At 63.1% G+C, this 13,921-nt stretch carries 13 protein-coding genes and 1 tRNA gene; all 14 read left to right on the forward strand.

Going from position 1 to position 13,921, the window contains the following annotated elements:
* Window positions 1-92: 92 nt before the first annotated feature.
* Window positions 93-168, forward strand: a tRNA-Phe gene (locus tag F753_RS27910).
* A gap of 350 nt (window positions 169-518) precedes the next feature.
* The gene (locus F753_RS27915) at window positions 519-1,325 is read left to right on the forward strand and encodes a substrate-binding periplasmic protein (RefSeq protein WP_031297178.1); all 807 of its coding nucleotides are present in this window, start codon (window positions 519-521) and stop codon (window positions 1,323-1,325) included.
* A 161-nt stretch (window positions 1,326-1,486) separates the two neighbouring features.
* Window positions 1,487-1,966, forward strand: coding sequence for a thermonuclease family protein (locus tag F753_RS27920; protein WP_023444033.1), 480 nt, complete (start codon window positions 1,487-1,489; stop codon window positions 1,964-1,966).
* A 163-nt stretch (window positions 1,967-2,129) separates the two neighbouring features.
* Window positions 2,130-4,238 carry a TonB-dependent receptor gene (locus tag F753_RS27925; protein ID WP_245218617.1) on the forward strand — a complete coding sequence of 703 codons (2,109 nt, stop codon included), beginning with the start codon at window positions 2,130-2,132 and terminating at the stop codon, window positions 4,236-4,238.
* 42 nt (window positions 4,239-4,280) lie between these two features.
* On the forward strand, window positions 4,281-4,592 hold the full coding sequence (locus F753_RS27930) for a hypothetical protein (RefSeq protein WP_023444035.1): 312 nt from the start codon (window positions 4,281-4,283) through the stop codon (window positions 4,590-4,592).
* A 2-nt stretch (window positions 4,593-4,594) separates the two neighbouring features.
* Window positions 4,595-6,112, forward strand: a complete 1,518-nt coding sequence (locus F753_RS27935) for a PepSY-associated TM helix domain-containing protein (RefSeq protein WP_023444036.1) — start codon at window positions 4,595-4,597, stop codon at window positions 6,110-6,112.
* Complete coding sequence (locus F753_RS27940) at window positions 6,105-6,407, forward strand: DUF3325 domain-containing protein (RefSeq protein ID WP_023444037.1); 303 nt, start codon at window positions 6,105-6,107, stop codon at window positions 6,405-6,407. Before F753_RS27935 ends, F753_RS27940 begins: the two co-directional genes overlap by 8 nt.
* Before the next feature lie 88 nt (window positions 6,408-6,495).
* Window positions 6,496-7,263 carry a substrate-binding periplasmic protein gene (locus tag F753_RS27945; RefSeq protein ID WP_023444038.1) on the forward strand — a complete coding sequence of 256 codons (768 nt, stop codon included), beginning with the start codon at window positions 6,496-6,498 and terminating at the stop codon, window positions 7,261-7,263.
* Between the two features lie 156 nt (window positions 7,264-7,419).
* Entirely contained in the window at window positions 7,420-9,477 is a 2,058-nt protein-coding gene (locus tag F753_RS27950; RefSeq protein ID WP_023444039.1) for a BCCT family transporter, read from the forward strand.
* Between the two features lie 289 nt (window positions 9,478-9,766).
* On the forward strand, window positions 9,767-10,540 hold the full coding sequence (locus F753_RS27955; RefSeq protein ID WP_003281313.1) for an ABC transporter ATP-binding protein: 774 nt from the start codon (window positions 9,767-9,769) through the stop codon (window positions 10,538-10,540).
* 14 nt (window positions 10,541-10,554) lie between these two features.
* The gene (locus tag F753_RS27960) at window positions 10,555-11,310 is read left to right on the forward strand and encodes an ABC transporter substrate-binding protein (protein ID WP_023444040.1); all 756 of its coding nucleotides are present in this window, start codon (window positions 10,555-10,557) and stop codon (window positions 11,308-11,310) included.
* A 63-nt stretch (window positions 11,311-11,373) separates the two neighbouring features.
* The gene (locus tag F753_RS27965; protein ID WP_023444041.1) at window positions 11,374-12,087 is read left to right on the forward strand and encodes an ABC transporter permease; all 714 of its coding nucleotides are present in this window, start codon (window positions 11,374-11,376) and stop codon (window positions 12,085-12,087) included.
* Window positions 12,084-12,773 (forward strand): ABC transporter permease, encoded by a 690-nt coding sequence (locus tag F753_RS27970; RefSeq protein ID WP_023444042.1) that lies wholly within the window; start codon window positions 12,084-12,086, stop codon window positions 12,771-12,773. The genes F753_RS27965 and F753_RS27970 overlap by 4 nt, the downstream gene beginning before the upstream one ends.
* 181 nt (window positions 12,774-12,954) lie before the next feature.
* Window positions 12,955-13,857: a D-hexose-6-phosphate mutarotase gene (locus tag F753_RS27975; RefSeq protein WP_023444043.1), complete on the forward strand. Its 903-nt coding sequence runs from the start codon at window positions 12,955-12,957 to the stop codon at window positions 13,855-13,857.
* Window positions 13,858-13,921 lie beyond the last annotated feature (64 nt).

The following is a 13,921-nucleotide window of genomic DNA, read 5'->3' on the forward strand; positions in this document are numbered from 1 at the left end:
CCGTCGACTGCGCTAAGCGCCCGTCCGGATTAAATATTTTTCCGGACCACGCTTGACAGGTAAAAGCCAAATCCGTCTAATAGCGCCCCGTTGCCCAGGTAGCTCAGTCGGTAGAGCAGGGGATTGAAAATCCCCGTGTCGGCGGTTCGATTCCGTCCCTGGGCACCACTAATACCGAAAAACCCCAAGCGAAATTAACCTCCTTGGGGTTTTTTATTGCCTGCGATTTGTGCCAGCGGCGCGCTGCGCTCCAGCCCCGCCTTCCGGAATGGCTTGACGGCATTCACACGGAAGCATCCTCCCAGCATCGCTGGCATCCTGTGATCTTCCGCAAGCCGCTCACCGGCTGAAGCTCGGATACCGAGCGGCAGCCACGCCACGCCACGCGGGACAACCGCAAGCCACGCATGCACGGCCAGGCCTTATCACTTCATCGCTCCGACTTCATTCTGCGCTAGGCTGCTGCTAACTGGGCGGGCCAGAGCCGGATGTTGCCCGGCCGCGTGAACTGCCAAGGAATGCCGCAAAGCGCAAGGAGCCGAACGGTGCACAGGATTCTCTCGATTCTGCTGATATGGCTGTTGTCGAACGCCGCCCCGGCAGGCGCGGCGCAGTGGCGTTTCGTGACCGAAGACTTCCCGCCGTTCACCTATCCGGCTGACGCCCCGGCCAGCGAAACCGCAGGCGTTGGTGCGGCCGGCCCGTTTGTAGAGGTGGTACATGCGATCTGCGCACGCTTGCAGCACCAATGCACGATCACACTGTATCCCTGGCAGCGCGCATTCCGCCTGGCCGAACAGGGACAGGTGGACGGAATATTCACACTGACACCTTCACCGCAGCGCGAGCAGATGTTCCACATCAGCCGGATGCTGGTCACTTCTCGCTACAGTGTTTTCGCCCAGGCCGAGAGCAGCTTCGTCTTCAACCAACCAGGTGATGTGGCGGGCCGGCTGGTTGGCGTCTATGGCCCATCCGGCACCTCTTACGTGCTGTCCGAGCGCCTCAAGTCGGTGCCCGACGTACGCCTGCACCTGACTACCGACAATCGCCGACTGCTGCGCATGCTGCAGTCCGGGCGCTTCGGTGTGGACGGCCTGGCGGTGCTCAATCAGGATGTTGCCTGGCACCTGATCGAGGAAGAGCGACTTGCCGATGTGCGCGAGGCTGGCGAAATGGGCCCGATCAGCTATGGCATCGGTCTTTCGCGCAAGACGGTGAGCGCGGCACAGTTCGAAGCGTTCGAGCAGGCGCTGGACGCGGCAATAGCCGATGGCACAGTGCCGAAGATCCTGCGCCGGCACCAACTCGAAGCCGCCTTCTGAGCGTTACGCGCGCCATGGCAAGGCGACGGTTCGGCGTATTTCTCGCCATGCGTGATCGACCGCCATTTCGCCAACGCTGACGGTTCATCTGAGACCTGGCGCCGATCAGGGCAGCGACCAGCCTGTTACCCTCGCCCGCTCCGAACCGCATGGATGCCCTCATGCTGCGCTACCTGCTTGCCGCCCTGCTCATAACTGCCATGCCTGCCTCCGCCGAATCGTTCGACTGCCGGGTGATCGGCATCGCCGATGGCAACACCTTCAGCTGCCGGACCAACGTGGGTGAACGGTTCAGGGTCCGGCTGGCGGAAATCGACACCCCGGAGCTCAAGCAACCCTACGGCAGCCAGGCCCGGCAAGCGCTCTCCGACCACATCTTCGGCAAGAACGTGACGCTCGTAGTCAAGGGCCGCGATGACCTGGGGCGGACCCTCGCGCGAGTCGGCGTTGGCAACATCGACGTCAATTCGGAGATGGTCAGGTCTGGCGCAGCCTGGGCGTATCGCGGTCACCTTGACGACCGCTCGCTGCTCAATCTGGAGGCGGTCGCCCGGGAGTTCCGGCGCGGCCTGTGGTCATTGCACAAGACCGAACAGCAACCGCCATGGGAATGGCGCGAGCAGATGCGCCAGAGCCGCTAGCCCGGCCCGCAGGCTCAGCCCTGTGGGTAACGGGCGGAACGGCCATAGCCGGCGGAAAACAGCCAAAGCTTAATGAAAGTAATTTACATTTAGTTTACATTCGCGCTCCCTGAACAAATCCAACACCGGGAGCTTTCACGTGTTTCGCAGAACCAGCCTGTGCTTGTCTATCTCTCTTGCATCCCTTTCCCTCTCGTCCCTGCCGGCCAATGCGGCAGATGAAGCGACGGAGCTCGAAGCAGTCACGATCAGTGCGACACGGGCCAGAAGCGAAGCGGGCAAGACGCCACAGAAAATCACGGTGATCAGCCGCGAGCAAATCGAGCAGCAACTGGCGATCACCTCGGACCATGGCGCGATCCTGAGCAACCTGATCCCCTCGTACTCGCCAAGCCGGCAGAAGATGAGCAGCGCCGGCGAGACCTTTCGCGGCCGCTCGGCACTGATCCTCATCGACGGCGTGCCACAGTCCACGCCGCTTCGGGACAGCCAGCGCGACGGTTATGTGATCGACCTGTCGATGGTCGAGCGCATCGAAGTCATCCATGGCGCCAGTGCCGAGCACGGCCTGGGCGCTACCGGCGGCATCATCAACTATGTCACCCGCCGTCCTGAAAGCGGCGAGCTGCGTCAGCACGCGGGCGTCAGCTTCACCGCGCCGGGCGACTACGAGTCCGAGGGACTGGGCTACAAGCTCGATTACCGGGTGGAAGGCACCCAGGGTGACCTCGATTACCTCGCCGCCGCCAGTTGGCAGACCCAGGGCATGTTCTACGATGCCAACGGCGATCTGATCGGCGTCGACGACACCCAGGGCGACGTGATGGATTCGACCGGCACCGATCTGCTGCTCAAGCTCGGTTACTGGCTGGACGACAATCAGAACATCGGTTTGATGGTCAATCGCTACGAAGTCGAAGGCGAACACGAGTACGTCAACGTGCCGGGTGACGCCGACGCGGAGATACCCGCGACCTCGCGCAAGGGCGACCCGCAGGGCAAGGCACCGCAGAACGAAGTACTCGCGACCAGCCTGTCCTACAAGCATGCCGATCTCTACGGCAACGAGCTGGGCCTGCAGCTCTATACCCAGCGATTCCGCGGCCGCTTCGGTGGCGGCACCAATGCCACCTTCCAGGACCCCAGCATCGCGCCGGCGGGAACGCTGTTCGATCAGTCGCAGAACGAGTCGGACAAGATCGGCGGCAAGCTGACGATCAGCCGCGATGGCATGCTCGACAACCGTCTGATGCTCACCGGCGGACTCGATGTGCTGCAGGACACCACCAGCCAGCAGCTGATCCTCACTGATCGGGAATGGGTGCCAGAAACGGTGTTCCGCAACTATGCGCCGTTCCTCCAGGCCGAGATCCGCGCGCTCGACCAGCTGACCTTGCATGCCGGTGTGCGGCATGAGTTCGCCGATCTCGACGTCGACAGCTTCCGCACCATTGCCTCGACCAAGCCGGTGGGTAGCGTCGATGTGGAAGGCGGCAACCCGACGTTCGAGGAAACGCTCTACAACGCGGGCTTGGTCTGGCAGATGAATGACTGGGCGCAACTGTTCGCCAACTACTCGGAAGGATTCGGCATGCCGGATGTCGGTCGCGTGCTGCGGGGCATCGGCACGCCGGGCACCAGCGTCGACAACTTCCTCGACCTGCAACCGGTGGTTACTGAAAACCGCGAGATCGGCCTTCGCCTGAATCATGGCCCGTTCGACGCAGAGATCAGTTACTACGAGTCGGATGCCGAACTCGGATCGCGTCTGGACAGCGTGGGCGGGGTCTATCAGGTTCGCCGCGAGCGCACCGAAATCGATGGCATCGAGTTCACCGGCGGCTGGCAGATCAACAAGGCGCACCGCCTGAAGCTGATGTATGCCCAGGTCAACGGCCAGTCCGACACAGACGACGACGGCAAGGTCGATACCGACCTCGATGGCGCGAACATCTCGCCGGATCGTTACGGCATCAGCTGGCAGGCCAACTGGAACGACAAGCTGCACAGCCTGCTGCAGGCCAACCACTATGCCAGCCGGGGCTTTGACCAGCCGGGCCTGGATTTCGACGGCTACACCCTGGTCGATGCCTCGCTCGGTTATCGCCTGCCGGTCGGCGAAGCCCGCCTGGGGATCGAGAACCTGTTCAACGAGGACTATCTGACCTACTACTCGCAGGCCGCCAACACCGGCGCACCCGCAACCCGCAATGGGCGCGTCTTCAATGGTCGTGGACGGACGTTCACCCTTGGCTATCAGGTCAGCTTCTAAGACATGCACTCAGCGGCCAAACAGGGGCGGCAACAGCACCAAATGGACTGGCGCCACTACGCCAGTCTCGCGCTGCGGGTTCTTGCGGGCATCGGCGGCGGCTTCGCCTGTACCGTAGCGCTGGCTTCGGCCAGCGCCCGGTTGTTGGTGCAGCTAATCGGGCTGGCCGGTCACGAGGCGGTGCTGATCGCCTGCATGCTGGGTTTCGTCATCTACCTCGGCCTGCTGCTCTGGGCGTTCGTCGAACCACGGCTGTGGCGTCTCTGCCTGCTATTGCTGCTAGGCATCGCCAGCGACCTGGCGCTGCAGTTCGGCCCGCTGGCAGCGCGGCCGCTTATCGCTGGTGCAGGTTGACGATGCCCGGGAACGGATTTCGTGCTTCGCTGAGCTGGCTGCACACCTGGACCGGCGTGCTGCTCGGCGGCCTGCTGCTGGCGGTTTTCTGGTCCGGCAGCCTGGTGGTCTTCGATCGCGAGATCGACCGCTGGATGCTGCCTTCGACGCGGCTCGGCTCACCACCTGTCGATCTTTCCCTGGATCGCCTGGTCGTGCCGCATGCCCAGCGGCTGGCCGGCACGGCGGCGCGCTGGAGCATCACTCTGCCCAGCGAGCGCACACCGGTCATCCAGTTGGAGTTCCCGAATGCCGAGGGCGTATCGACGCGCCGCTTCATCGATCCTGCCAGCGGCGAGCTGCTACCGGACCATGGCAGCTGGGCAGCCACCGGGTTCCTCTTTCCGTTCCACTACAGCCTGCATCTGCGCTGGCGCAATGTCGGCTACTGGCTGCTGGGCATCGCCGGCATGGGCATGCTGCTGTTGCTGGTGTCCGGCGTGGTGATCCATCGCAAGATTATTCGCGAGTTCTTCACCTTCAGGCCACACAAGAGCACGCAACGCGCCACGCTGGATCTGCACAACCTGACCGGCGTCGTCGCATTTCCGTTTCATTTTCTGATCAGCCTATCCGGTCTGATCATCTTCTTTGCCATCTACTTTCCGACGGTCATCGAACGAATCTACCCGGGCAATCCGGCTGCCTTCAGCACCGAGGCATTCGGCAACTACACACGGCAGGCATCCACCGAGCCCGCGACGCTGGCCTCACTGGACGCCATGCGCGACCGTGCACGCGGAGCCTGGGGTGATGAGCCCTACATGCTGCGGGTATGGCACCCCGGAGACGCCCAGGCATACGTGGAGGTTCGCCGTAGCTTTGCCCGCGAGGTGACCATGAACGTCGATCGCATGACCTTCGACGGCAGCAGTGGAGCCCTCCTGCTCGATCACCGGACCGGGCCGGTAGCCGCCATCCAGCGATTCTTCAGCGGCCTGCATTTCGTTCAGTTCGAACACTGGACGCTGCGCTGGCTGTATTTTCTGGGCGGGTTGTCCGGCTGGATAATGATCGCCACCGGCCTGCTGTTCTGGACCGGCGCCCGCCGCGCCCGACACCAGCGGCAGGGGCATACCGGCGCGCACCTGCTGGATGCGATCTGTGTTTGCAGCTGCAGCGGTCTGATCCTCGCCACGCTTGGCTTCTTCATCGCCAATCGCGCGTTGCCGGCCGACGTCGGCCGCTTCGAGATAGACCGCGCCGCCCTTGAGGGCTGGGCGTTCTTTCTGGTCTGGGCGTCGACTCTGGCCCATGCGCTGATCCGTGGCGCGGGTGCCTGGCACGGACAATTGCTGGCCATCGGCGTCGCCGCACCGGCAGCGGTGCTGCTGAACTGGCTGACCACCGGCGATCATCTGCTGCACAGCCTCCAGCAAGGGCGCTATGCGGTTGCCGGCATGGACCTGTTGCTCATGTTGCTGGCGCTTCTGGCGCTGGCTGCAGCACGACGCCTGAACCGGCGCATTACCAATGCCTGAAGTCACGCAGTTGGGCGTCTTTATCCTGTGCTATCTGGCGTTCGCCCAGCTCGCGCTGCTGCAGCAATCTCATCGCCAGAAGGTCTGGCGATCAGCTGCACCTGCGCCCGCACGCGAGCGATGGCTACGCCGCAGCGTCGCCACGATTTCCTGCGCTGGCGCGCCCACGGCCCTGATGACGGTGGAGGGGCCAGGCTTTGCTGTACTGCTCTGGTTCTTGCTGATGGCGGCCGCCGCTATAGCGGTCACCCTTACCCTCACCTGGCGACCGGGCTTGCTGCGCTGGCTACCCTGATTCGGGGGTCGCGCCGCGGACGGCGACACGCTAGCCTGCAAGGACGTGGAGCGTATTGCCGCTCTGCCGATCGCCTGGAGCTTGCAGCATGCCCACTCGATGGATTGCGATAGTCGTCGGCCTGGCACTCATGGGCAATTGCCAGGCCGATGAGCTGCGCTTCGTAACCGAGGACTTCCCGCCGTTCAGCTATGCCACGACGGCCACCGGCACCGAGGACCGTGCAGCCGGGCCTTTCGTCGAGATCGTTGCAGCCGTCTGCGCGCGACTTCGGATCGACTGTCCGGTGCAGCTGCTGCCCTGGCGACGCGCACTGGCGCTGGCCGAGGACGGTGAAGCGCAGGGGATCTTCACCGTGATCCGCTCACCGGATCGCGAGCGCGCGTTTCACCTCACTCGCATGCTGGTCACCTCCCGCTATGGGGTCTATGCGCGTTCGGCGAGCCGCTTCGTCTTCCATCGCCCCGAGGACCTGGCCGGACGCAGCGTCGCCGTGTACGGGCCCTCCGGAACCTCCTTCGTGCTCGGCCAGCATCTGGCCGAGGTCGGCGACGTGACGCTGATCCTGGAGGCGGATAACCGGCGGCTGCTGCGCATGCTGGAGGCCGGCAGGTTCGGCGAACAGGGCGTCGCCGTGGTCAATCAGGACGTCGCCTGGCACCTGATCGATCAGGAGGGGCATTCCGACATTCACGAGGCGGGTGAGCTGCAACCTGTTTCCTACGCGATCGGCCTTTCCCGCGCCGCGGTCGGCGAAGCCGAATTCGAACGTTTCAACGACGCGCTCGAAGCGCTGATCGCCGACGGCAGCGTTGCGGCCATTCTACGGCGCCATGGCCTGGAGCCCGCGTTCTAGCACCGGCGCTATCGGTCAATCGACACCCAACCCATCTTTTCGCTGAATCATTCGGCGCTTCGGGCCGTCTACCCCAGAGGCAGCGTTCGGGCTCTCCGGAGGTTTCGCCGCGTACAACCCGCTCATCACCCATTCGCAAAGGGAGGCTGACCGCCCATGGACGCCGCCAAGAAAATGCCCAAGGCCATCATCCTGTTCCCCGTGTTCATTCCAGCCGTGATCGTCACGCTGCTGCTGGTGATCGGGACCATCAGCAATCCGGAGCTGGCCGGTGAGGTGTTCAGCTCGACGCTGGCGTTCATCACGACCAACTTCGGCTGGTTCTACATGCTCTCGGTAGCCTTTTTCCTGGTGTTCATCGTCGGCATCGCGATGACGCCCTGGGGCAGCATCAAGCTGGGCCCGGACCACGCCGAGCCGCAGTACAGCTTCCCGGCCTGGTTCGCCATGCTCTTTTCCGCCGGCTACGGCATTGCCCTGCTGTTCTTCGGCGTGGCCGAACCCGTACTGCACTACGCCTCGCCGCCCGCCGGTGCGGGGGAAACCGTCGACGCGGCCAAGCAGGCCATGCAGATCGCCTTCTTCCACTGGGGCTTTCATATCTGGGCCATCTACGGACTGACCGGTCTGGTGCTGGCGTACTTCTCGTTCCGCCACGGCCTGCCGCTGTCGATGCGCTCGGCGCTGTACCCGATCATCGGCGAACGCATCTACGGGCCGATCGGCCATGTGGTGGATGTCTTCGCGATTCTCGGCACGCTGTTCGGCATCGCCACCACGCTGGGCCTGTCCGTCACCCAGATCAACGCGGGCATCAACTACCTCTGGCCGTCGATACCGATCAGCATCAACGTGCAGATCATCGCCATCGCGATCATCACCGGCCTGGCGATCTGCTCGGTGGTCGCCGGCCTCGACAAGGGCGTGAAAAACCTGTCGCTGTTGAACATGATCCTGGCGATCGGCCTGATGCTCTTCGTGTTTCTGGTCGGGCCTACCATTTTCATCCTCGAAACGTTTCTGCAGAACACCGGCAGCTATCTGAACAACATCATCGAGCGCACCTTCAACCTGCAGGCCTACAGCCGCAGCGACTGGATCGGCAACTGGACGCTGTTCATCTTCGGCTGGACCATCGCCTGGTCGCCCTTCGTCGGCCTGTTTATCGCCAAGATCAGCCGCGGCAGGACCATTCGCCAGTTCGTCTTCGGCGTGATGTTCGTACCGACCATCTTCACCTTCCTCTGGTTTTCGGTATTCGGCGACACCGCGCTGCACATGATCATGGTCGAAGGCTACACCTCGCTGATCTCGGATGTGCAGGCGGACAACGCCATCGCGCTGTTCAAACTGTTCGAACTGCTACCGATGACGTCCATCGCCTCGTTCCTGGCGGTGGTTCTGATCATCACCTTCTTCGTTACCTCGTCGGACTCCGGCTCGCTGGTCATCGACTCGCTGGCCGCCGGCGGCGCGCTGCACACGCCGGTCTGGCAGCGTGTGTTCTGGGCCAGCATCGAGGGCGTAGTTGCGTCCGCCCTGCTCCTCGCCGGCGGCCTCAGCGCGCTGCAGACGATGACCATCGCCAGCGCGCTGCCCTTCGCAATCATCATGATGATCGCCGCGCTGGGCATGTGGCGCGCTCTGGTGATCGAAGGCCACCACGAAACCAGCCTGCAAAGCCACATGCAGGGCAGCCGGCTGGCGAGCAACGCCGGTCCCGGCCTGTGGAAGAAGCGCCTGGCGGGGATGGTCAGCTTTCCCAGCAGGGAACAGGTCGACGACTTCATGAACACCACGGTGCTCAAGGCGATGCGCCGCGTGCAGCGCGAACTCAGTGGTCAGGAATGGGCTGCTGAAGTGCACACCGATGAAGCCCACTCGCGGCTCTACCTGGAGGTCATCAAGGACGACCAGGTGGACTTCATCTACGAGATCCGTGCGGTCGGTTACGCCATGCCGGCGTTCGCGCTGACCGAAGGGCCGGAGGCCGACGAGCAGTACTACCGTGCCGAGGTGTTCCTGCGCCGCGGCGGCCAGCATTACGACGTCTACGGATACGACCAGGCGGACATCATCAGCGACATACTCGATCAGTTCGAAAAGTACCTGCACTTCTTGCACATCTCGCCGGGCAGCTTGCCGTGGAAGATGGCCGAGCACGACGAAATGCTCTCCGACGACCAAAACACGCCCAAGCCGGAAGCGAGCTGAGAACCTGGCCGCTTCGGGCCGCACGGAAGCGGACCGAGCCTGCCGTTTACGCAAGGCACCGGAGTGTGCCTGCGCGTACAGCGCCGATTTCATCTATATAGATAGGGGCGCATCGGCGGACAGCGAAACGTGACCGATTGGTCACACCGCTCAACGCCGCATCGCGCTTGGCGCATGCCGCATCGCATGCTAGGTTTGCGCCTCGCCAGGACGGCGAGCAGTTCGCGCGGAGCGCACCATCAGATATCTAGACCATGGCGGCCTTCGCCGGTCTGTAAGAGGACCCCTCATGGCCGAGGCCATCCCTGCACTGGAAATCCGCAATCTGCACAAGCGCTACGGCGATCTGGAAGTTCTCAAAGGCATTTCGCTGACCGCCCGCGATGGCGATGTGATTTCCATCCTCGGCTCTTCAGGCTCCGGAAAATCCACCTTTCTGCGCTGCATCAACCTGCTGGAAAACCCCCACGAGGGCGAGATTCTGGTGGCCGGCGAGCAGCTCAAGCTCAAGCGCGACAAGCAGGGCGACCTGGTCGCCGCCGACGGCAAGCAGCTCAATCGGATTCGCAGCGAACTGGGTTTCGTGTTCCAGAACTTCAACCTCTGGCCGCACATGACCATCCTCGACAACATCATCGAGGCACCGCGCCGCGTGCTCGGCCAGAGCAAGGCCGAAGCCACCGAGGTGGCAGAGGCGCTGTTGGCCAAGGTCGGCATCGCCGACAAGCGCCACGTCTATCCCAATCAGCTGTCCGGCGGTCAACAGCAGCGCGCGGCCATTGCGCGGACGCTGGCGATGCAGCCAAAAGTGATCCTCTTCGACGAGCCCACCTCGGCGCTCGATCCGGAAATGGTACAAGAAGTGCTTGCAGTGATCCGGTCGCTCGCCGAAGAAGGCCGCACCATGCTGCTCGTCACCCATGAGATGAATTTCGCCAAGCAGGTATCCAGCGAAGTGGTATTCCTCCACCAGGGCCTGGTCGAGGAGCAAGGAACGCCCGAGCAGGTATTTGACAATCCTCAATCGGCGCGCTGTAAACAATTCATGTCCAGCCATCGCTAATGGAGCAACACCGCATGAAGAGCTATAAGAAGATCCTGCTGACCGCTGCTGCATCGTTGATCATCGGCACCCAGGCATTCGCCGCGGAAAAACTACGGATTGGTACCGAAGGCGCCTACCCGCCCTTCAACCTGATCGATGCCAGCGGCAAGGTGGTCGGTTTCGACCTCGACATCGCCCATGCCCTCTGCGCCAAGATGCAGACCGAGTGCGAAGTGGTCACCTCGGACTGGGACGGCATCATCCCGGCGCTGAACGCCGGCAAGTTCGACTTCCTCGCCGCCTCGATGTCGGTGACCGAAGAGCGCAAGAACGCCGTCGATTTCACCGACCACTACTACACCAACAAGCTGCAGTTCGTGGCGCCCAAGTCCACCGACTTCAAGACCGACAAGGACTACCTGGACGGCAAGGTCATCGGCGCCCAGCGCGCGACCATCGCCGGTACCTGGCTGGAAGACAACCTGGACGGCGTGGTCGACATCAAGCTCTACGACACTCAAGAAAACGCCTATCTGGACCTGGCCTCCGGCCGCGTCGACGGCATCCTGGCCGACACCTTCGTGCAGTGGGAATGGCTCAAGAGCGATGCTGGCAAGGGCTTCGAGTTCAAGGGCGAACCGGTATTCGATGATGACAAGATCGCCATCGCCGTGCGCAAGGGCAACGACGAGCTGCGTGAGAAGCTGAACAAGGCGCTGGCCGAGATCATCGCTGACGGCACCTACAAGCAGATCAACGACAAGTACTTCCCGTTCAGCATTTACTGATCCAACCGAGCCGAAGCCCGGTCGCCTGAAACTGGCCGACCGGGCTTCGGTGTTTGAGCTTCTATGATTCCTGACCTTCACGGATTCGGTCCGGCGCTTATCGCCGGCACCTGGATGACCATCCAACTGGCCCTCGCTTCCCTGGCGCTGGGGCTGGGGGGCGGGCTGCTCGGCGTGCTCGGTCTGCTCGGCGCTCTCGCCAAGACCTCGCCCTACAGCGCGCTGCGCTGGCTCGGCGGCACCTACTCAACCATCGTGCGCGGCGTACCCGAACTGCTCTGGGTACTGCTGATCTATTTCGGCACCATCAGCCTGATTCGCGGTATCGGCGAGCTGTTCGGCATCGAGAACCTGGCCCTCAGCCCGTTCGCCGCCGGCACCATCGCCCTTGGTCTGTGCTTCGGCGCCTACGCCACCGAAGTCTTCCGCGGGGCGCTGCTGGCCATTCCCAAGGGACACCGTGAGGCTGGCCTGGCCCTGGGCCTGGGCAAACGGCGGATCTTCACGCGGCTGATCCTGCCGCAGATGTGGCGCCTGGCGCTGCCGGGTCTGGGCAATCTGTTCATGATCCTGATGAAGGACACGGCATTGGTATCCGTCATCGGCCTGGAAGAGATCATGCGCCGCTCGCAGATCGCCGTGACCGCCAGCAAGGAGCCCTTCACCTTCTTCCTGGTCGCGGCCTTCATCTACCTGTGCCTGACCATCGTCGCCATGATCGGCATGCACTTTCTTGAAAAACGTGCCGGCCGCGGCTTCGTGCGGAGCGCAGCATGACCTGGGAAATCTTCATCAAGTGGCTGCCGAGCTTCATCGAAGGCGCCTGGCTGACGCTGCAACTGGTCGGCGTTTCGGTCGTCGCCGGGCTGATCCTCGCCGTGCCCCTGGGCATTGCCCGCTCATCGCGGCACTTGGCAGTGCGCGCGCTGCCCTATGGTTACATCTTCTTCTTCCGCGGCACCCCGCTGCTGGTGCAACTGTTCCTGGTTTACTACGGCATGGCGCAGTTCGAGGTGGTGCGCCAAAGCGCGCTCTGGCCGTTTCTGCGTGACCCGTACTGGTGCGCGATCATCACCATGACGCTGCACACAGCCGCCTATATCGCCGAGATCATCCGTGGTGCGATCCAGAACGTGCCGCCGGGTGAAGTCGAAGCCGCACGGGCGCTCGGCATGTCACGCGCCCAGGCACTGCTGCACATCATCCTGCCGCGCGCCACGCGTATCGGCCTGCCGGCTTACAGCAACGAAGTGATCCTGATGCTCAAGGCCAGCGCCCTGGCCAGCACCATCACTCTGCTGGAACTGACCGGCATGGCGCGCAAGATCGCCGCCCGCACCTACCTGCACGAGGAAATGTTCCTCACCGCCGGCCTGATCTACCTGCTGATCGCCTTCATCCTGATGCAGGGCTTCAAGCTGCTGGAACGCTGGCTACGGGTCGACGCCTGCCAGGGTCGCTGAACCGCGCGACCTGTAGGGTGGATCGCGCGTCGGCGGTCCACCATGGCGATCCACTGAATGGCGCTCCTCCGAACGGAGCCGCGTTGGATGTAAGCAACATCTACCCCACGCCCGGAGGCGGATGAAATCCCGCCTTGCGACCGTTGTCAGACGCAAACCCGAGCCCATCACGAGATTGCCCATGCCTGTCGATATCCAACGCATCGAAATGGACCAGCTCGCCGTCTGGCGAGTCCGCCGCGGCGAGGACGAACTGCTGATCGCCGAACAGGGCGCGCAGATCCTCAGCTATCGCCAGGGCGACGCACCACCGATCATCTGGCTCAGCGAAGAGGCCGCCTTCCAGCAGGGTCAGTCGGTACGCGGCGGCGTGCCGATCTGCTGGCCGTGGTTCGGCGACCTGGCGCGCAATCCGCAAGCCGTGCAGGCGAGCTACCACGGCGAACAACCCGCACCTTTCCATGGTTTGGTACGCGCGCTGCCCTGGCAGTTGCGCGAACAACGCAGCGATGGCGATGCGGCGATTCTCGAGTTCGACTGTCCGCAGGCGCTCGGCGCGTTGCCGGGCTGGCCGCATCCGGTCGAACTGACGTTGCGGATTCGACTCGCCGATGATCTCCAGCTCAGCCTCAGCAGCCGCAACGACGGCGACGAAAGCGTTGCCTTCAGCCAGGCGCTGCACAGCTACTTCGCCGTCAGCGACATCCATCAGGTGCGTGTGGAGGGCCTCTCCGGCTGCCCATACATCGACACACTGCTGGACTGGAAAGAATGCCAGCAACAGGACGACCTGCATTTCAACGGCGAAACCGATCGTGTCTACCAGCAGCTGCCGGCCACCCTGAATCTTGTCGATCCGGCGTGGCAGCGGCGCATCCGACTGACCACCAGCGGGTCGATGTCCGCCGTGTTATGGAATCCGTGGATCGACAAGGCGCAGCGTCTGACGAGCTTCGCCGACGATGCCTGGCAGCGGATGCTGTGCATCGAGACGGCCAATGTGCTGGACGACGCGGTGGTGCTCCAGCCGGGTCAGCGCCACACCCTGGCTGTGTCCATATCGGCAACTTCCAGCGGCCTATAACATTAATCACTCCCAATTCTGTGACCGGGTAGAAGGTTGCACGTAAGTATTCTCTTACAAGCAA

Origin of the sequence: Stutzerimonas chloritidismutans AW-1, from assembly GCF_000495915.1 — a bacterium.
Taxonomy (GTDB): Bacteria; Pseudomonadota; Gammaproteobacteria; order Pseudomonadales; family Pseudomonadaceae; genus Stutzerimonas; species Stutzerimonas chloritidismutans.